Source organism: Micromonospora sp. WMMA1996 (genome assembly GCF_002573675.1).
In the GTDB taxonomy this organism is placed as follows: domain Bacteria; phylum Actinomycetota; class Actinomycetes; order Mycobacteriales; family Micromonosporaceae; genus Micromonospora; species Micromonospora sediminicola.
The window spans coordinates 2,219,018-2,236,989 of record NZ_PDHU01000001.1 but is presented as its reverse complement, the minus strand read 5'-3'; the positions used below and the strand labels follow the sequence as shown (position 1 = coordinate 2,236,989).

Here is a 17,972-nt window from a genome sequence, read left to right as displayed (position 1 = left end):
AGCCTAGCCGATCGACGCCGCTGCATCGGTCGGCGATGATCCACCGACCGGCGTCCGGGTCAGAGGACCCGGGGCGGGGTGTTGCCGGCCGCGATGATGGCCCGGCGCATCGGCACGGCGGCCAGCAGCGCGAACCCGACCACGAAGAAGATCAGCAGCGACACCAGGCCGACCCGGTACGACGAGGTCAGCTGGAACACCAGGCCGAACGCGAGCGGGCCGAGCCAGCTGGTGCCCTTGTCGCTGATCTCGTAGAACCCGTAGTACTCGCCCTCCTTGCCGGCGGGGATGAGCTGGCTGAACAGCGAACGGCTCAACGCCTGGCTGCCGCCGAGGACCAGGCCGATGCAGCCGCCGAGGATCATGAACGGCACGGGCGCCTCGGCGGGCAGCCGGAACGCCGCGATGATCACGCCGGTCCAGAGCACCAGCGACAGCAGCACGGTCTTCCACGCGCCGATGCGCCGGGCGAGCGCGCCCAGGGCGAGCGCGCCGCCGAAGGCGAGGAACTGCACCAGCAGGATGGTCACGATCAGGGTGCTCTGCTCCAGCCGCAGCTCCTCGGTGCCGTACTGGCTGGCCAGCGTGATGACGGTCTGGATGCCGTCGTTGAACACCAGGAACGCGAGCAGGAAGAACAGCGTCAGCGGGTACGCCTTGATCTCCCGCAGGGTGCGGCCGAGTTGCCGGAACCCGTCGGTGAGCACGTTGGCGCCGCCGTGCAGCGCGGCCGCGGTGGGGTGCTCGCGCAGCCAGCGCAGCGGCAGCAGCGTGAACGCCGCCCACCACACGCCGGCCGAGACGATCGACCAGCGGGCCAGGTCGAGGGTGCGCTGCGCGTTGCCCTCCTCGCTGAGCATGGTGACCGCGACCAGGTTGAGCGCGAGCAGCAGCCCACCGCCGAGGTAGCCGATGGCCCAGCCCCGGCTGGAGATGCCGTCGCGGTCGTCCGGGCCGCCGAGCTGCGGCAGGAACGAGTTGTAGACCACCACGGCGGCGCCGAAGGAGATGTTCGCGATCAGGAACAGCGCGCCGCCGAGCAGGTACCGCTCGCCGGTGACGAACGCGAAGGCGATGGTCGCGCCGGCGCCGGTGAACGCGGCGGCGGCGAGCAGCCGCTTCTTGTGCACCGACCGGTCGGCGATCGCGCCGACCACGGGCAGCACGAACACGGTGAGGAAGACCGACAGCGAGATCAGGTACGGGTAGTAGGAGCCGGCGGCGACCCGGATGCCGAGCGGGTGCACCACCCCGTCGCAGCTGTCCGCGCCCAGCTCGCAGCCGGCGGCCAGCTCGGTGACCGTGGTCAGGAACGGCCCGAGGAAGACCGTGATGACGGTGGTCTGGAACGCTGAGTTCGCCCAGTCGTAGAAGTACCAGCCGGTGCGCTCGCGGCGGGTGCTGCCCGGGCGCTCGGGCTCGGCGACGGCGGGGGTGACCGTATCGGCCATCGGGTGGTCCTCGGGGCTCAGGCGGCCCAGTGGCCGCGGCTGCGGTAGACGTCGCGGAGCACGCCGACGTGATCGGTCATGATGCCATCCACACCAAGATCAAGTAAGTGGTGCATCTGGGCGGGTTCATCGATCGTCCAGACGTGCACCTGAAGCCCGATCCGGTGGCAGTAGGCCAGCAGACGGCGGTCGACCACGGGGATCCGCCCGTAGGAGACCGGGACCTGGGCGGCGACCACGGACGGGGGCAGGCGCATCGGCCGCCCGTGCAGCGAGGCCATCCGCAGCCGGGCCACGCCGCGCATGCCGAGGCTGCTGGCGACCTTCGGCCCGGCCAGGGCCCGCAGCCGGGTCAGCCGGGCGTCGCTGAACGAGGCCAGCAGCACCCGGTCGGCGGCGCCGGCGCGGGTGACCGCCTCGACGGTCGGCTCGACGCCGCCGTCGGCCTTGACGTCGACGTTGAACCGCACCTGCGGCCAGGCGCCGAGGACGTCGTCGAGGCGGGGGACCAGGGCGGCGCCGCCGACGCGTACCGAGGCGAGGTCGGCCCAGCGCAGGTCGGCGATGCGCCCCGCCTCGCCGGTGACCCGCCGCAGTGTGGGGTCGTGGAAGACCACCGGCACGCCGTCGGCGGTGGCGTGCACGTCGGTCTCCACGTACCGGTAGCCCAGGGCGACGGCGCGGGCGAACGCGGCGGCGGTGTTCTCGTCTCCGTCGGCCGCGCCGCCACGGTGGGCGAAGGCCAGCGGCGCGGGCGCGTCGAGGTAGCCGTGACGGGGCTGCACGCCGGCAGTATGCCGGGCCCAGGTGGCAGCGGGGTGACCGGCCGGTGAAATTACCTATCCTTCCCTGAAGTCGCTAGCATAGGGTGCGATGGGTAACGACATGTACTCGGTGGAGCAAGTCGCGGAGCTGCTCGGGCTGCACGTCCGCACGGTGCGCGGCTACATCCGGGCCGGACGGCTGCGGGCGGTGCGCATCGGCAAGCAGTACCGGATCGCCCGCGCCGACCTGGACGCGCTGACCGGCCGTCCGGCGTCGTCGGCACCGTCGGCGACGGCGGAGGTGTCGAGCATCGTGCAGCTCGACGGCGTCGACCGGGCCGCCGCCGACCGACTCGCCACGCTGGTGCTCGCCGGCGTGAACACCCACCACGATCCGGACCGCCCGCTGCGCGTGCAGACGGTCCACGACGAGGAGCGCCACCGCATGAAGATCGTGATCCTGGGCGACGTCGCCGCCACCGCCGACCTGCTGCGGCTGGTCGACGCGGTGCTGGGCGGCGACAACGGCCTGCTCGCCGGCGAGGGGGCCGAGCGTGGCTGACGAGCTGCGGGACCTCGGCGGCGCGACCGTGCTGGTCTGCGACCCGGACGGCCCGCCGATCGTCACCGAGAGCGACGCGCTGGACCTGATCGGCGCGGCGTTCCTCGGCGCCACGGTGGTGGCGGTGCCCGCGGCACGGCTCGATCCGAGCTTCTTCGCGCTGGGCACCCGGTTCGCCGGCGAGGTCATGCAGAAGTTCGTCAACTACCGGCTGCGCCTGGTGGTGGTCGGGGACATCTCGGCCCACCTGGCGCGAAGCGGCGCGCTGCGCGCACTGGTGGCCGAGTCCAACCGGCATGACCAGGTGTGGTTCCTGCCCGACCTGGACGCGCTCGACGAGCGGCTGCGCGCCGCCGGCTGACCGTTACCGCAGCCAGCCGGCGGTCAGCGCGGTCACCCCGAGACCGTCGGTGTCGGCCAGTTTGACCGCGACGAACTGCCGGGCTGCGGCCGAGGTCTGCACCCGGGGCGCGGGCTCCGGGTCGGTCAGCGTCGCCACCACCGCCGCGGCGGCCTCGGCCGGCGACTGCGCGGCCGCGAACGCGGCGGCGCTGCGATCGAGGTACGCCCGCAGCGCCGCCCCGTACGGCCCGGCGTCGGTCACCGCCGCGTCCCGGTCGATCCCGACGTTGGCGACGAACTCGCTGGCCACCGCGCCCGGCTCGACCACGCTGACGCTCACCCCGACGGTGGCCGCCACCGGCGTGAGGGACTCCATGAACCCCTCGACGGCGAACTTGGCCGCGCAGTACGCCTCGTTGAACGGTTGGCCCACCACGCCGCCGACGCTGGTCACGGTGATCAGCCGCCCGCGCGCGGCGCGCAGGTGTGGCAGGGCCGCGCGGGTGACGTGCAGGACGCCGAAGAAGTTGACCTCGAACACCGCCCGCACGTCGTCGACGGTCTCCTGTTCCAGGGTGCCGACGTGTCCGGCGCCGGCGTTGTTGACCACCGCGTCGAGCCGACCGTGGCGGGCCACCACGTCGGCGACGCAGGCGGCGACCGAGGCCTGGTCGACCACGTCGAGCCGGCGTACCTCCAGCAGGTCGCCGACCCCGGCGGCGTCGGCGGCGGCGCGCAGCCGGCCGGCGCGGTCGGGGTCGCGCAGGGTGGCCACGGTGCGCCAGCCGGCGCGGGCGGCGCCCACGGCGGTCTCCAGGCCGATGCCGGTGGACGTGCCGGTGATCAGCACGACGGGTGCGCTCACGCCTGCCACGGTCTCACCTCGCCGGGGCGCCGGGGTGGGTTTCAGCCGGTCCGGGGGCGGCGGTGCGCGCGGCTGGGGTCCACCGGGCGGCCCGGGTCGACGTGTCGCGGCCGGTCGGGTTCCAGCGGGCGCAGCGCAACCAGGTCCTCGGTGATCGCGTCGATGATCCGGTCGGTGGCGCGGCGGGCCGCGCCGGGCGTGGTGGGGTGCAGGTCGCGCAGCGTCACCGGCGCGCCGAAGTGCACCCGGATCACGGGCCGCCGGGCCACCGCCCGGGCCAGGCCGCGCAGCATCCCCTTCGGCGCCCGGTAGGGCAGCACCTCGTGCGAGCCCCACTGGGCGACCGGGACGACGGCGGCGCCGCTGGCGAACGCGAGCCGCGCGGCGCCGGTCTTGCCCCGTTCGGGCCACATGCCGGGGTCGAGGCCGATGCGTCCCTCCGGGTAGACCAGCACCACGGAGCCGCCGGCCACCGCGTCGGCGGCGACCTCCAGCGACCGGTGCACCGCGGCGGTGCCCCGGTCGACGCGGATGTGCCCGGCGCGGCGCATCAGCGCCCCGATCAGCGGGGCCCGGAACAGCCCGGCGGTGGCCATGATCCGGGGGGCGACCCGCCGGACCCGGCACGCGGCGGCGAGGACCACCGGGTCGAACGGGCTGATGTGGTTGGCCGCCAGGATCAGCGGCCCGTGCCGCAGCGCCTGCGGCACGTCGCCGGTGACCTCCAGCCGACCGACCAGCCCGACGGCGGCGCGGGCGAGCGTCTGCGCGCCGCGCCACAGCAGCGGCGCGCGCCAGGGGGTGCTGTTCATCAGTGCTGGATGGTCGCACGTGCGGGGGTGACCGTGCGCCCCGGCACGGGCCACCCGGCCGAGGTGATCAGGGTCATTGGTCCCGGGACCGTTCGGGCCGTGCGGCCCTGCCGCTTTCTCTACGACGCCGAGTAGTATTTACTACGTCTCGTAGTATGCACAGCTGGGGGTTTCAGGTGGACGCGTTGGACGTCGCCCGCTGGCAGTTCGGTGTCACCACCGTCTACCACTTCTTGTTCGTGCCGTTGACCATCGGCCTGTCCGTGCTCGTCGCCGTCCTGCAGACGATGTGGCACCGCACCGGCAACGAGCGGTACCTCAAGCTCACCAAGTTCTACGGCAAGCTGTTCCTGATCAACTTCGCCATGGGCGTGGTCACCGGCATCGTGCAGGAGTTCCAGTTCGGCATGAACTGGAGCGACTACTCCCGCTTCGTCGGCGACATCTTCGGCGCCCCCCTGGCCATCGAGGCCCTGGTGGCGTTCTTCCTGGAGTCGACCTTCATCGGCCTGTGGATCTTCGGCTGGGACCGGCTGCCCAAGCGGCTGCACCTCGCCGCGATCTGGGCCGCCGCGATCGGCACCAACCTGTCGGCGTACTTCATCCTCGCCGCGAACTCGTTCATGCAGAACCCGGTCGGCTTCCGGATCAACCCCGACAGCGGCCGGGCCGAGCTGACCGACTTCGTCGCCGTGCTCACCAACAAGGTCGCCCTGGTCACCTTCCCGCACACCCTCGCCGGGTCGTTCCTGGTCGCCGGGTCCCTCGTGGTGACCGTCGGGCTGTGGCACGTGATGCGTAACCGGGGCAGCGCCGACACCGGCGCCTACCGCTTCGCCACGAAGTTCGGCTCCTGGGTGGTCCTGGTCTCGTCCGCGCTGGTGGTCCTCACCGGCGACATCCAAGGCAAGATCATGACCGAGGTGCAGCCGATGAAGATGGCCGCCGCCGAGGGCCTCTACACCACCGAGAGCCCGGCCTCGTTCTCCGTGCTCACCGTCGGCAGCCTCGACGGCAGCCGTGAGGTGTTCGCCCTCAAGATCCCCTACCTGCTGTCGTTCCTCGGCACCGGCGACCCCCACGGCACCGTGCAGGGCATCAACGACCTGCAGGCCCAGTACGCCAGCCAGTACGGCCCCGGCAACTACGCCCCGATCATCCCGGTCACCTACTGGAGCTTCCGCTTCATGATCGGCTTCGGGCTGGCCGCCGCCGCGATCGCGCTGCTGGTGCTCTGGAGCCAGCGCAAGGGCCGCACCCCCACCAGCCGCTGGCTGCTGCGCGCCGGCCTGGTCATGCCGGTGCTGCCGCTGCTGGCCAACTCCTTCGGCTGGATCTTCACCGAGATGGGCCGCCAGCCGTGGATCGTGTTCGGCGAGATGCTCACCCGCGACGGTGTGTCCCGCAGCGTCTCCCTGACCGAGGTCCTCACCTCCTTCACCGCCTTCACCCTCATCTACGCCACCCTCGCGGTGATCGAGTTCAAGCTGCTGGTCCGCTACGCCCGCGCCGGCGTACCGGACCTCACCCCGGAACCCACCGACGACGACACCGACGACGCCGAGCGCCCGCTCGCGTTCGCCTACTGACCCGGAGCCGACAGTGGAACTGACGACCGTCTGGTTTCTCCTCGTGGCCGTGCTCTTCACCGGCTACTTCATCCTCGAAGGCTTCGACTTCGGCGTCGGGATGCTGCTGCCCGTGCTCGGCCGCGACGACCGGCAACGCCGCGTCCTGATCAACACCATCGGCCCGGTGTGGGACGGCAACGAGGTGTGGCTGATCACCGCCGGCGGCGCCATGTTCGCCGCGTTCCCCGAGTGGTACGCCACCCTGTTCTCCGGCTTCTACCTGCCGCTGCTGCTCATCCTGCTGGCCCTGATCGCCCGCGGCGTGGCGTTCGAGTACCGGCACAAGCGGCCCGAGGCGTCCTGGAAGCGCCGCTGGGACCAGGCCATCTTCTGGGGCTCGGCCGTGCCGGCCGTGCTGTGGGGGGTGGCGTTCGCCAACATCTTCCGCGGCGTGCCGCTCGACGCCGACCACGAGTACGTCGGCGGCCTGCTCGACCTGCTGCACCCGTACGCGCTGCTCGGTGGGCTGACCACGCTGGGGCTGTTCCTCACCCACGGCGCGGTGTTCCTCGCGCTGAAGACCACCGGCGACATCCGCGAGCGCGCCGGCGCCCTCGCGGTCAAGCTCGGCGCCGGCACCGCCGTGGCCGCGGTGGCGTTCCTGAGCTGGTCGCTGACCATCCGCTCCAGCGCCGCCGCCGTCGTGCTCGCCGCCGGCGCCGCTCTCGCGCTGCTCGGCGGCCTGGCCGCCGCCCGGGTACGCCGGGAGGGCTGGGCGTTCACCGGAACCGCCGTGGCCATCGCCCTGGCCGTGGCGACGCTGTTCGCCGCGCTGTTCCCCAACGTGCTGCCCTCCACCCTCGACGCGGCCGGCACGCTCACCGCCACCAACGCCGCGTCCACCCCCTACACCCTGAAGATCATGACCTGGGTGGCGGTGGTCTTCACGCCGATCGTCCTGGCCTACCAGGGTTGGACGTACTGGGTGTTCCGACGCCGGATCGGGGTACAGAACATTCCGCAACACTGATGGACCTGCGGGCGCAGGGGTGACGCGGGGCCGGTGCGAGGGGGTCGCACCGGCCCCGCGGGGCGTTCCGGGGTCAGCGCGCCTCGCGCAGCTCCGCCAGCCGGGCCTCGATCTCGGCCAGCTCGGCGCGCAGCTTCTCCGCCTGCTGCTCGGCCTCGGCCCGCTCCGCGGCCAGGATCTGCTCCACCGCCTCCTGCACCCCCGGCACGTCGACCAGCGCCACCATCCGCAGCGCCTCGGCCGGCTTCACCACGTACGGCCGGGCCAGCGCCTTCGTGCCCTGCTGCGCGGCGACCGTCCACTCACCCTCGGCGTAGGCAAGCGTCACGGTCAGCCCCGGCGGAGTCTTCGGCTTCGCGGCCTTCACCGCCCGCTTCGCCGGCTTCGGCTCCGCTGTCGGCTGCTCCGCCTTCGGCTCCTCCCGTCGCGGCGCCGGAACCCGCGGGGTGTCCAGCACGAACTCCGGCTCCGGCGGGGCGGCCGGCGCCTGCTCCGGTTCCGGCTTCGCCTCGGCCGCCGGACGCCGCCCGGCGCCCTTGGGGGCGATCGCCACGTCGGCGGGGGAGAAGGGCAGCTCGTCGCGGCCGAACCGCACCACCACGAACTCCTCCGACTCCGCCGGGTCGGTCAGCTCCACCACCTGCCCGAGCTGCCCGGCCATCTGCCCGGCCGCCTCGGTGAACACCACCCGGGGCTTGCGGCCCGCCGCAAGGGCCTCCCGGATTCCCTGAACCTCGTCAGTGGACAAACCCTGACCCGCCATCACGCCCTCTTCCGTACACCTGTTTGACGCAGCCTTGATACCAGCCGGCTGCGACACCGCGATGATCAGCCCCCGAGGGCCCGCAGCGCCGCGTCGGCGTGCTCGTTCATGCTCAGCTCGCTGTGCACCACGGCCAGCACCCGCCGGTCGGTGCCGATGACGAACGTCATCCGCCGGGTGCTCAGCGCGCCCAGCGGCAGCCGCCGCCGCACCCCGAACGCCCGCGCCACCTCGCCGTCGATGTCCGACAGCAGCGGATAGCCGAGCCCGTGCCGGCGGGAGAACTCCGCCTGCCGCTGCACCGGATCCCGGCTGATCCCCACCCGCTGCGCGCCCACCGCCGCGAACTCCGCCGCCAGGTCCCGGAAGTGGCAGCTCTCCGCCGTGCAGCCCCGCGTCATCGCCGCCGGGTAGAAGAACAGCACCACCGGACCGGCGGCCAGGAACTCCGACAGGCGCCGTGGCGTGCCCGTCTCGTCCGGCAGCGTGAAATCCTCGACCAGGTCACCGACACCCACCGCGTCACTCATGACGCGAGGATATGTAGACATCGGCGATCCCGCTCCGTCGTACCGGGCGAGCGGCGGGGAGACACCGCCGCACGACGCGGAGGACAGACAGTGAAGTACGTGATCATGATCCATTCCAACCCGGAGCCGTGGGGCCACCCCACCTCCGAATACCTCGCCGCCCACCAGGAGCTGCCCGCCGAGGTACGCGACCGGCTCAACGCCGACTTCGAGCAGGTGATGACCGAGCTGCACGCCAACGGTGAGCTGGTCGTCGGTGAGGCGCTCGCCGACCCCCGCACCGCCCGGCTCTACCGGTGGCGCGACGGCGCACCCCTGGCGACCGACGGCCCGTACTCCGAGGCCAAGGAACACCTCGCCGGTTTCTTCCTCATCGACGTCGAGGACCAGGCCCGCGCCGAGGCCGTCGCCGCGAGGTTCGCCGGCCCCGGGGAAACCGTCGAGCTGCGGCCCTCGATGTGGCCGGGCGGCTCCGATCAGTGACGTCGTGGCGCTCGCGGACGTGTGGCGCCGGGAGGCGCCGCACGTCCGCGCCGCGCTGCTGCGCCACCACGGGCACCCCGACGCCTGCGAGGACGCCCTACAGGACGCGGCGGAGGCAGCAGCCGCCCGGTGGCCGCTCACCGGTGTCCCCGACGAACCCCGCGCCTGGCTCATCCGGGTCGCCTCGCGACGGCTGATCGACCGGGTGCGCGCCGAGACGGCCCGCACCCGCCGCGAACGGCTCGACGCGGCCCGGCAGCCCGACGCCGGTGTCGTGCCGGCGGTCGACGACACACCCGTCACCGACACGGACGACACGCTGCGGCTGCTGTTCCTCTGCTGCCACCCGGCGCTGAGCCGCCCTTCCCAGGTCGCGCTGACCCTGCGCGCGGTGGCGGGGCTGCGCGTGGAGCAGATCGCCGCCGCCTACCTGGTGCCGGCCCGGACCATGACCCAGCGGCTGAGCCGGGCACGCGCGACGCTGCGCGACGCGGGCGCCCGGTTCACCATGCCGCCGCGGCACGCGCTGCCCGACCGGGTGGCCGCCGTGCTGGACGTGTGCCACCTGGTGTTCAGCGAGGGCTACACCCGCACCTCCGGCGACCAACTCGTCGACGTGGAACTCACCGAGGAGGCGATCCGGCTCACCCGTCAGGTCCACGCCGCGCTGCCCGACCACCACGAGGTCACCGGCGCGCTGGCGCTGATGCTGCTCACCCACGCCCGGTCGCCCGCCCGCACCGACGCCGCCGGAGACCTCGTGCCGCTGGCCGACCAGGACCGCTCCCGCTGGCGCCACGACCTCATCGACGAGGGCGTCACGCTGCTGGGTCGGGCCCTGCCCCACGGGCCGGTGGGCCGCTTCCAACTCCAGGCGGCCATCGCGGCCGTCCACGCCGAGGCGCCGGCCTTCCCGGACACCGACTGGCGGCAGATCAGCGTCCTCTACGACATGCTGAGCCGGGTCGCTCCCAGCCCGTTCGTCACGCTCAACCAGGCCGTCGCCGTGGCCATGGCGCACGGCCCCGGCCTCGGGCTGGCGCTGCTCGAACCGCTGCTGGCCGACCCGGCGATGCGCGGCCACCACCGGCTGCACGCCGTCCGCGCCCACCTGCTGGAACTCGACGGCGATCCGCGGGCCGCAGCCGACCACTACCGGTTGGCGGCGCGGCTGTCCGGAAGCCTGCCCGAACAGCGCTACCTCAACCGACGCCTGGCCCGCCTGACCGGCGCCTCCTGACACCGCCGGTGGCAGCGGCGCGGCCGGTCAGGCCGCGTCGTGCTCGGCGCCCCCGGTCAGCGCCACACCGCGCCCACCTCGTGCGCCACCGCCTCGGCCTGCGCGAACCCGGCCCGCGCCGACGCCGCCCGCCGCGCCGGGTCCAGCACGTTACGACCGATCGCCGTGCGCGCCGCCCGGTCCGGCGACACCACCGCCACCCGCGCCCCCGCCTTGCGCAACGCCACCACCTGCGCCGCCAACCGCGGCATGGGCCCCACCGCGGCGGTCGTCGGCGCCAGCACCACCACCTGCCCGCACCCGGCCGCCAGATCCGCGTTCACCGGCGAACGGACACCGCCGTCGACGTAACGCCGGCCACCGACGGTCACCGGCGGCCACACCCCCGGCACCGCGCAACTCGCGCCGACCGCGTCCACCAGCGGCACCCCGCTGTCCGCGTCGAACACCACGAACTCACCCGACGCCGCGTCCACCGCGGTGACCAGCAGCCGCGCCGCCGGCCACTCCGACGACGGCAACCGCGCCGCGATCACCGCCCGCCGCGACTGCTCCGACGCGGTACGCGCCGACAACGCCATCGCGCCGATGCGCGCCCGGGCCCGCGCCGCGTCCCGGCCCCGCCCACCGGCCCACGCCCAGCGCAACAGCACCCCCGCCCCGAGCCGGGCCGGCACCTCGTCGCGCGGTGGCCGCAACTGCGCCTCGTACAGCTCTGCCAGGGGCGTACCCGAACGCACCTGCGCCCCGACCACCGACCCGGCCGACGTGCCCACCACCAGGTCCGCCTCGTCCAGCCGCAACCCGTGCCCGGCAAACCCGGCCAGCAGACCCAGTTCCCAGGCCACCCCGGTCACCCCGCCGCCACCCAACACCAACGCGCGCCCCATGTGACAGTCCTCTCCACCCCGGGTGGTCCCGCTCACGGTAACGTCGCCCCCACCACCAGGCAGGGGAGAAGGGCATTGACCTCCGTCACCATCGTTACCGGGGGAGGGCGCGGCATCGGCGCGGCCACCGCCCGACGACTCGCCGCCGACGGCCACGACCTGGTGATCGGCTACCGCACCGACCACGCGGCCGCCGAATCCGTGGCCGCCGACGTGCGCGCCGCCGGCCGCCGCGCGGTCACCGTCGCCGCCGACACCTGCGACCCCGAGCAGGTACGCCGCATCTTCGACGCCGCCGACCGGCTCGGCCCGCTCACCGGCCTGGTCAACAACGCCGGCGTCACCAGCCCCATCGGCCCGTTCACCGACCTGCGCGCCGAGGACCTGCGCGAGGTCGTCGACGTCAACCTCGTCGGCTACGTCCTCTGCGCCCAGCAGGCGGCCCGCCGGATGACCGCCGGCGGCGCGATCGTCAACGTCTCCTCCGCCGCCGCCACCCTCGGCAGCCCCGGCGAGTACATCCACTACGCCGCCGTGAAGGCCGCCACCGACACCCTCACCGTCGGCCTGGCCAAGGAACTCGCCCCGCGCGGCATCCGGGTCAACGCGGTCGCGCCCGGCATCATCCGCACCGACATCCACGCCCGCTCCGGCGTGCCGGACCGACCCGACACCGCCGCCGGTCGGATCCCGTTGGGCCGCGCCGGCGAACCCGACGAGGTCGCCGGCGCCATCGCCCACCTGCTCGGCCCCGACGCCTCGTACACCACCGGCGCCGTCCTGCGCGTGGCCGGCGGCCTCTGAACGGCGCGGCGGCCCGGGGGAGACCCGGGCCGCCGCCGCCCTCACTGCGTGAACAGCTTCGCCGCCGTGATCAGCGTCTGCACCACGCCGTAACCCAACAGCACCGACACCACCAGCCACGACACCACCAGACGGACCCGCTGCCCGCCACCGACCCGCTCGTTCACGACCCGCTCCTCTCCGCCGCCACCGGCCGCTCGTCCGCCCTCTCCTCCCGGCCCGACGCCGGCTCGTGGAACCGCTGCGGCACCGGCCGGATCAGCAGGTTCGCCACCAACCCCACCGCCAGCACCCCGACCATCGTGAACAGCGCCGGCCGGTACGCCGCGGCGGTCAACGTGCCCGGCTCGCCCTGCGCGTCGAGGAACGCGTTGACGATCAGCGGACCCGCCACCCCCGCCGCCGACCACGCGGTCAGCAGCCGACCGTGGATCGCACCCACCTCGAACGTGCCGAACAGGTCCCGCAGGTACGCCGGCACGGTGGCGAACCCACCGCCGTAGAACGACAGGATCACGCACGCCAGCAGCACGAACAACGCCGTCGCGCTCTGCCCCACCAGCGCCAGCAGCAGGTACAGCACCATGCCCACACCCAGGTACACCACGTAGATCGGCTTCCGGCCGATCACGTCCGAGGTCGACGACCAGACGAACCGGCCGGCCATGTTGAACAACGACAGCAGCCCCACGAACCCGCCGGCCGCCGCCACCGACACCGCCGACGTGCCACCCTCGCGGAAGAAGTCCTGGATCATCGGGCTGGCCTGTTCCAGGATGCCGATCCCGGCGGTCACGTTGCAGAACAGCACCACCCACAGCAGCCAGAACGAGCGGGTCTTCACCGCGTTCGCCGCCGACACGTTCGCGGTGGTCACCAGCGGCTTCGCCGCCACCCTCGCCGGGTCGAAGCCAACCGGACGCCAGTCCGGCGCCGGTACCCGCACGTTGAACACCCCGAACATCATGATCACGAAGTAGCCGACGCCGAGGGTGACGAACAACCACACCAACGCCGACCCCGACGCCGTCGAACCGCTGTTCGACGGGTCGTACCCGGAGTCGAAGAACGACAGCAGCTGCCGGGACAGGGGAGAGGCCACCATCGCCCCACCACCGAACCCCATGATCGCCAGACCGGTCGCCAGACCCGGCCGGTCCGGGAACCACTTGATCAACGTGGAGACGGGGGAGATGTAGCCGATCCCCAGACCGATCCCGCCCAGCACCCCGTACCCCAGGTACAGCAGCCACAGCTGCGACGTCGCGATCCCCAACGCGCCCACCAGGAACCCGGCCGCCCAGAAACACGCCGAGACGAACATCGCCTTACGCGGCCCGTTCGCCTCCACCCACGTACCGGCCACCGCGGCCGACAACCCCAACATCACGATCGCGATGCTGAAGATCACCCCGATCGCCGTCTGCCCGGTGTCGAAGTGCGCGATCAGAGAGTTCTTGTACACGCTGGTCGCGTAGACCTGCCCGATGCAGAGATGGATCGCCAACGCCGCCGGGGGGATCAGCCAACGGCTGTAACCCGGTGGCGCGACGGTGTGCCGACGATCGAGTGCGGAAAGCATCAGTGCTTCCTCCGTCCGGATGACGAGAACACCTCGCTTCATGCCCCCGCCGCACGCTGCGCCCAAACCCGCCCCGCGCCCGACGGTCGAAACCCTGAGCCGAACGGTCACCACCGGCGCCGGATGCGACGATGAGCGGGTGAAGATCCTGTCCATCCAGTCGTCGGTCGCCTACGGCCACGTCGGCAACTCCGCCGCCGTGTTCCCCCTGCAACGCCTCCGCCACGAGGTCTGGCCGGTACTGACCGTGCACTTCTCCAACCACACCGGCTACGGCGCCTGGCGCGGCCCCCTGCTCGCCCCCACCGACGTCGCCGACGTCATCGCCGGCATCGCCGACCGCGGCGTCCTCGGCACCGCCGACGCCGTGCTCTCCGGCTACCAGGGCGACCCGGCCGTCGGCGCGGTCATCCTCGACGCCGTCGCCCAGGTCAAGGCCGCCAACCCCGACGCCCTCTACTGCTGCGACCCGGTCATGGGCGACGTCGGCCGCGGCATGTTCGTCCGCCCCGGCATCCCCGAATACCTCCGCGACACCGTCGTCCCCCGCGCCGACATCGTCACCCCCAACCAGTTCGAGCTGGAGTTCCTCGCCGGCCGCGCCACCGACACCCTCGACGACCTGCTCGCCGCCGTCGACACCGTCCGCGCCACCGGCCCCCGCCACGTCCTGGTCACCAGCGTCCTGCACGGCGACCTGCCCGCCGACCACCTCGACGTGGTCGCCGTCTCCGACACCGGCGCGTGGGCGGTCACCACCCCGCTGCTGCCGATCGCCCCCAACGGCGGCGGCGACGTCACCGCCGCCCTCTACCTGGCCCACCTCGCCACCACCGGCTCACCCGAGACCGCGCTCGAACGCACCACCAACTCGATCTTCGCGGTACTCGAGGCCACCCTCGCCGCCGGCACCCGCGAACTGCAACTCGTCGCCGCCCAGGACGCCATCGCCGACCCACCCACCCGCTTCACCGCCCGCCAACTGCGCTGACCAGCTATCTCGAAACACATCCATCCTTCTCTATAAATATTGACGCATCTCGAATAGGCTCGGGGAACGTCACTCACACGGGGAGAAGGAATGACCACCAGGAACAGACGACGCACCCGACTGTCCGCATCAGCGCTGCTCGCTCTCGCACTCGCCACGGCAGGCGTCCCGGCCCTCACGACCCCGGCTGCCGCGGCACCCGGCGCCGTCGCCAAGACCGACCGTCTCGGCATGGGCCTGGTGGGCTTCGACGCGAAGGTCGCCGAGGCGCACGGCTACCGCGTCGTGACGTTGCCCGACGGCTCCCAGGCTTCGGTGCCGGCCGACAAGGCAACGGCAGCGACCGAAGGGCGCTACGTGCCCGAGCACGGTGTCCTCAAGCCGGGCAGCTCGATGTCCACCAACAGCTACGGCGCGGCAACCGGCGAGTGCGGCAGCTCATGGGTCGGCCTCGACCCCAGAGGCGGCGGCCGGGCGACATTGACGACGGGCATGACCCTCGTCCAGGCCTCGGGCGGCCCATGGGACATCCACTGGCACGTCGACATCAGCGACAACGGCGGCCACTCCACCCAGAACTACGACGAGTACGACGGCTACTACTCCGGCCTCGGCCTGTCCTGGGCCGCCAGCGCCCGCACCCTGAACCTGACCCGCGGCTGGGCCAACGCCACCGTCACCTGGGGCAGCTTCACCATCACCGAAGCCGGCTGGCTCTGCTACTCCTACTCGCCGACCACGTCCACGACCATCACCTGACCCCGACCGACACCGCCGCCCGGCCGCGCCAACATGCCTGACGCGACCGGGCGGCGACCCGCGCGAGTACCGTCGCAGCCGGAAACCCCGCGCGGAGGAGGAGGTCGCGGTGGAACACGACCCGAGAGCCCACGTCGACGAGCGCCTCGCACGACAGACCGAGCACCTGCGCCGTGAACTGCGCGACAGCGGCCTGCCCGTCGTCGCGCTCACCGGCGCCGGCCCACCCACCACCGCGCGGTTCGCCGGACTCGAATCCACCGACGGCACGATCACCCACATACGGGTCGCGCACGGCGAGGCAACGACCGGCCCGTGGGCGACCGTCGACACCGCGCGCCGCGCCGACAACCGGGGCGACCCCCTCCGCCACCGACTGGAACATGCGATGCGCATGGCCGGCGCACACCTGTCCGACGTCGAATGGACCGAGGACGACGCCACGATGCACCTCGACGGCCGACCCGTCACCGGACGCACCGTGCGAGCCGGCGACCGGTGGACGGCGACCCGCTGCGCCGACGCCCTGATCGACGCCGAGATCACGGTCGTGGCCCGCGACTGGCCCGCGGCCACCATCCAGCTCCGCCTCGTCGCCGACCCGGCACCCCTGCTCGACCGCGCATGGCGTCGACCCGACCCGCTCCCGCAGCCGCCCCCACCGCCCGTGCCACAAGACCTCGCCCGTGAACCGCACCGGGCGCTGATCGACGCCGCCCTGACACACCGCAGCCAAACCCTGGCCTGGATCGCCGGCGGGGGAGCACACCCGGAACTGCCGGCTCACTGGTCCGGCCTCTGGCGCGCCGCCGTGCGCCGCCAGCAGGAACTGACCGACCAGAGCGAACCGGCGGCCAACCGTGCGGTGTCCGACGCGATCGCCCACCTCACCACGCTCGCCGGGCACGCCGACTGGTTCGACACCTCACCCCGGCTACGCGAACGCGCCATCGCCGAAACCCTCCTGCACGTCACCGGCCTCGCCGACGACCCACCCAGCGGCCCGGCCCACCGAGCCTGGCGACACCACCAACGACTGGTGCCGGATCCCACGGCCGACCTCCACCGACGCGCCGCCGCAGACCAGGACTGGCGCGACGCCTGGACCGCCTGGGCCGCCGGGTCGACCGACACGCCGCCCTGACCGAACAGGTGGACGACCCCGCCGCCGAGCAGGGAAGATGCACAGGTGCACGCCCACCACCCGGCCACCGAAGACCCCGCGTTCGCCCAACGACTACGCGACCTCGCCCGGCTGCGCCGCGTCCGCGACCGCATCGACCGCGAATACGCCCGCCCCCTCGACGTCGAAGCCCTCGCCCGCGGCGTGCACATGTCCGCCGGCCACCTCAGCCGCCAGTTCCGCCAGACTTACGGCGAATCCCCCTACGCCTACCTCATGACCCGCCGCATCGAACGCGCCATGGCCCTGCTACGCCGCGGCGACCTCACCGTCACCGATGTCTGCTTCGCCGTCGGCTGCCAGTCCCTCGGCACCTTCAGCACCCGCTTCACCGAACTCGTCGGCGAACCACCCAGCGCCTACCGCGCCCGCCACACACCCGACACCCCCGAACCACCCCCGTGCCTGACCAAGCAGGCCACCCGACCGATCAGGAATCGAGAAGCCCGCACCGGCACGCCCCCACTAGCGTGACCACCATGACGATCACCATCCACTACGCCTTCCTGCCGCACACCGACGCCGACGCCGCCATCGCCTTCTACCGCGACACCCTCGGCTTCGACCTGCGCAACGACGTCGGCCAGGGCGACACCATGCGCTGGCTCACCGTCGGCCCACCCGAACAGCCCGAGACCGGCATCGTCCTGCACCCCCGGCCGTCGACCCCGGCATCACCGACGACGAGCGCCGCACCATCCACGAACTCATCGCCAAGGGCAGCTACGGCGCCCTCACCCTCGCCACCGACGACCTCGACGGCCTGTTCGACCGCCTCCAGGCCAGCGGCGCCGACGTCGTCCAGGAACCCACCGAACAGCCCTACGGCGTCCGCGACTGCGCCTTCCGCGACCCCACCGGCAACCTCATCCGCATCAACGAGCGGCGCTGAACCCACCGATGACCGACGCCCCCCGCACCCGCGCCCGACGCCGCCAGGACACCACCCACCGGCTCGACCACGACATCGACTGCTGGGTCGCCAGCGCCGACCCCGACGGCACCCCCCACCTCGTGCCCCTGTCCTTCGACTGGGACGGCCACACCCTGCTGCTGGCCACCGCCGCGCACAGCCCCACCGGCCGCAACCTCGCCACCGGCCGCGCCCGCGTCGGCCTCGGCCACACCCGCGACGTCGTCATGATCGACGGCGACGTCGAAACCCTCGACATCCACGCCCTACCCACCGACCGCGGCGACCGCTTCGCCACCCGCACCGGCTTCGACCCCCGTACCCTGACCGAGCCCTACCACTGGTACCGCATCCGACCCCGCCGCATCCAGGCCTGGCGCGAGGTGAACGAGATGACCGACCGCACGCTCATGCGCGACGGCGCCTGGCTCGACTGA

The 17,972-nt window shown here is 72.8% G+C and carries 21 protein-coding genes and 1 pseudogene; 13 read left to right on the top strand and 9 right to left on the bottom strand.

Going from position 1 to position 17,972, the window contains the following annotated elements; translation table 11 throughout:
• Positions 1-59: 59 nt before the first annotated feature.
• Entirely contained in the window at positions 60-1,451 is a 1,392-nt protein-coding gene (locus COO58_RS10785) for an MFS transporter (protein ID WP_091574436.1), read from the bottom strand.
• 17 nt (positions 1,452-1,468) lie between these two features.
• Positions 1,469-2,236: a glycerophosphodiester phosphodiesterase family protein gene (locus COO58_RS10780; protein WP_091574435.1), complete on the bottom strand. Its 768-nt coding sequence runs from the start codon at positions 2,234-2,236 to the stop codon at positions 1,469-1,471.
• Between the two features lie 88 nt (positions 2,237-2,324).
• On the opposite strand from COO58_RS10780, the gene COO58_RS10775 reads away from it, so the two are divergent.
• Together COO58_RS10775 and COO58_RS10770 are read left to right on the top strand one after the other, a co-directional pair.
• Complete coding sequence (locus COO58_RS10775; RefSeq protein WP_245666394.1) at positions 2,325-2,777, top strand: helix-turn-helix domain-containing protein; 453 nt, start codon at positions 2,325-2,327, stop codon at positions 2,775-2,777.
• The gene (locus COO58_RS10770; RefSeq protein WP_098744825.1) at positions 2,770-3,138 is read left to right on the top strand and encodes a DUF4180 domain-containing protein; all 369 of its coding nucleotides are present in this window, start codon (positions 2,770-2,772) and stop codon (positions 3,136-3,138) included. Before COO58_RS10775 ends, COO58_RS10770 begins: the two co-directional genes overlap by 8 nt.
• Positions 3,139-3,141: 3 nt before the next feature.
• On the opposite strand, the gene COO58_RS10765 is transcribed toward COO58_RS10770, so the two are convergent.
• Positions 3,142-3,984 (bottom strand): SDR family NAD(P)-dependent oxidoreductase, encoded by an 843-nt coding sequence (locus tag COO58_RS10765; RefSeq protein ID WP_091574432.1) that lies wholly within the window; start codon positions 3,982-3,984, stop codon positions 3,142-3,144.
• 41 nt (positions 3,985-4,025) lie between these two features.
• Entirely contained in the window at positions 4,026-4,796 is a 771-nt protein-coding gene (locus COO58_RS10760; protein ID WP_091574431.1) for a 1-acyl-sn-glycerol-3-phosphate acyltransferase, read from the bottom strand.
• A gap of 176 nt (positions 4,797-4,972) precedes the next feature.
• Between COO58_RS10760 and COO58_RS10755 the strand changes: the two genes are divergently transcribed.
• Together COO58_RS10755 and cydB are read left to right on the top strand one after the other, a co-directional pair.
• Entirely contained in the window at positions 4,973-6,385 is a 1,413-nt protein-coding gene (locus COO58_RS10755; RefSeq protein WP_218012381.1) for a cytochrome ubiquinol oxidase subunit I, read from the top strand.
• A 13-nt stretch (positions 6,386-6,398) separates the two neighbouring features.
• Complete coding sequence (gene cydB / locus COO58_RS10750) at positions 6,399-7,397, top strand: cytochrome d ubiquinol oxidase subunit II (protein ID WP_091574429.1); 999 nt, start codon at positions 6,399-6,401, stop codon at positions 7,395-7,397.
• A 73-nt stretch (positions 7,398-7,470) separates the two neighbouring features.
• Here the strand turns inward: cydB and COO58_RS10745 are convergent, their stop codons facing one another.
• Both COO58_RS10745 and COO58_RS10740 read right to left on the bottom strand, forming a co-directional pair.
• Entirely contained in the window at positions 7,471-8,160 is a 690-nt protein-coding gene (locus COO58_RS10745) for a hypothetical protein (protein ID WP_098744823.1), read from the bottom strand.
• Positions 8,161-8,225: 65 nt separating this feature from the next.
• Positions 8,226-8,690: a peroxiredoxin gene (locus tag COO58_RS10740; protein WP_281187017.1), complete on the bottom strand. Its 465-nt coding sequence runs from the start codon at positions 8,688-8,690 to the stop codon at positions 8,226-8,228.
• A gap of 90 nt (positions 8,691-8,780) precedes the next feature.
• Between COO58_RS10740 and COO58_RS10735 the strand changes: the two genes are divergently transcribed.
• Together COO58_RS10735 and COO58_RS10730 are read left to right on the top strand one after the other, a co-directional pair.
• The gene (locus tag COO58_RS10735) at positions 8,781-9,173 is read left to right on the top strand and encodes a YciI family protein (RefSeq protein WP_091574427.1); all 393 of its coding nucleotides are present in this window, start codon (positions 8,781-8,783) and stop codon (positions 9,171-9,173) included.
• A gap of 4 nt (positions 9,174-9,177) precedes the next feature.
• Positions 9,178-10,413, top strand: coding sequence for an RNA polymerase sigma factor (locus tag COO58_RS10730; RefSeq protein ID WP_245666392.1), 1,236 nt, complete (start codon positions 9,178-9,180; stop codon positions 10,411-10,413).
• Positions 10,414-10,469: 56 nt separating this feature from the next.
• Here COO58_RS10730 and COO58_RS10725 read toward each other — a convergent pair whose 3' ends face one another.
• A complete protein-coding gene (locus COO58_RS10725) occupies positions 10,470-11,303 on the bottom strand; it encodes a patatin-like phospholipase family protein (RefSeq protein WP_091574426.1) in 834 nt (277 codons plus the stop codon).
• A 75-nt stretch (positions 11,304-11,378) separates the two neighbouring features.
• Between COO58_RS10725 and COO58_RS10720 the strand changes: the two genes are divergently transcribed.
• Positions 11,379-12,107: an SDR family NAD(P)-dependent oxidoreductase gene (locus COO58_RS10720; protein WP_098744822.1), complete on the top strand. Its 729-nt coding sequence runs from the start codon at positions 11,379-11,381 to the stop codon at positions 12,105-12,107.
• A gap of 41 nt (positions 12,108-12,148) precedes the next feature.
• Here COO58_RS10720 and COO58_RS30685 read toward each other — a convergent pair whose 3' ends face one another.
• Together COO58_RS30685 and COO58_RS10715 are read right to left on the bottom strand one after the other, a co-directional pair.
• Positions 12,149-12,274 carry a hypothetical protein gene (locus COO58_RS30685; RefSeq protein ID WP_255292581.1) on the bottom strand — a complete coding sequence of 42 codons (126 nt, stop codon included), beginning with the start codon at positions 12,272-12,274 and terminating at the stop codon, positions 12,149-12,151.
• Positions 12,271-13,689 (bottom strand): OFA family MFS transporter, encoded by a 1,419-nt coding sequence (locus COO58_RS10715; RefSeq protein ID WP_098744820.1) that lies wholly within the window; start codon positions 13,687-13,689, stop codon positions 12,271-12,273. Before COO58_RS10715 ends, COO58_RS30685 begins: the two co-directional genes overlap by 4 nt.
• Positions 13,690-13,828: 139 nt before the next feature.
• Between COO58_RS10715 and pdxY the strand changes: the two genes are divergently transcribed.
• The 6 genes and pseudogenes from pdxY (at position 13,829) to COO58_RS10685 (ending at position 17,972) form a co-directional block, all read left to right on the top strand.
• A complete protein-coding gene (gene pdxY, locus COO58_RS10710) occupies positions 13,829-14,680 on the top strand; it encodes a pyridoxal kinase PdxY (RefSeq protein ID WP_098744818.1) in 852 nt (283 codons plus the stop codon).
• A gap of 90 nt (positions 14,681-14,770) precedes the next feature.
• On the top strand, positions 14,771-15,439 hold the full coding sequence (locus tag COO58_RS10705; protein WP_141561876.1) for a hypothetical protein: 669 nt from the start codon (positions 14,771-14,773) through the stop codon (positions 15,437-15,439).
• Positions 15,440-15,548: 109 nt separating this feature from the next.
• Positions 15,549-16,583, top strand: a complete 1,035-nt coding sequence (locus tag COO58_RS10700) for a hypothetical protein (RefSeq protein WP_098744815.1) — start codon at positions 15,549-15,551, stop codon at positions 16,581-16,583.
• A 45-nt stretch (positions 16,584-16,628) separates the two neighbouring features.
• Complete coding sequence (locus COO58_RS10695; protein ID WP_091574420.1) at positions 16,629-17,096, top strand: helix-turn-helix transcriptional regulator; 468 nt, start codon at positions 16,629-16,631, stop codon at positions 17,094-17,096.
• 5 nt (positions 17,097-17,101) lie between these two features.
• Positions 17,102-17,484, top strand: a pseudogene (locus tag COO58_RS10690) (VOC family protein); the annotation flags it as partial.
• A gap of 38 nt (positions 17,485-17,522) precedes the next feature.
• Positions 17,523-17,972, top strand: coding sequence for a pyridoxamine 5'-phosphate oxidase family protein (locus tag COO58_RS10685; RefSeq protein WP_091574419.1), 450 nt, complete (start codon positions 17,523-17,525; stop codon positions 17,970-17,972).

Bases quoted from the DNA above. Each gene is read 5' to 3' on its own strand.
- COO58_RS10760 (WP_091574431.1), bottom strand. From the start codon at position 4,796: ATGAACAGCACCCCCTGGCGCGCGCCGCTGCTGTGGCGCGGCGCGCAG.
- COO58_RS10715 (WP_098744820.1), bottom strand. From the start codon at position 13,689: ATGCTTTCCGCACTCGATCGTCGGCACACCGTCGCGCCACCGGGTTAC.
- COO58_RS10705 (WP_141561876.1), top strand. From the start codon at position 14,771: ATGACCACCAGGAACAGACGACGCACCCGACTGTCCGCATCAGCGCTG.
- COO58_RS10785 (WP_091574436.1), bottom strand. From the start codon at position 1,451: ATGGCCGATACGGTCACCCCCGCCGTCGCCGAGCCCGAGCGCCCGGGC.
- COO58_RS10725 (WP_091574426.1), bottom strand. From the start codon at position 11,303: ATGGGGCGCGCGTTGGTGTTGGGTGGCGGCGGGGTGACCGGGGTGGCC.
- COO58_RS10745 (WP_098744823.1), bottom strand. From the start codon at position 8,160: ATGGCGGGTCAGGGTTTGTCCACTGACGAGGTTCAGGGAATCCGGGAG.
- COO58_RS10685 (WP_091574419.1), top strand. From the start codon at position 17,523: ATGACCGACGCCCCCCGCACCCGCGCCCGACGCCGCCAGGACACCACC.
- COO58_RS10740 (WP_281187017.1), bottom strand. From the start codon at position 8,690: ATGAGTGACGCGGTGGGTGTCGGTGACCTGGTCGAGGATTTCACGCTG.
- COO58_RS10775 (WP_245666394.1), top strand. From the start codon at position 2,325: ATGGGTAACGACATGTACTCGGTGGAGCAAGTCGCGGAGCTGCTCGGG.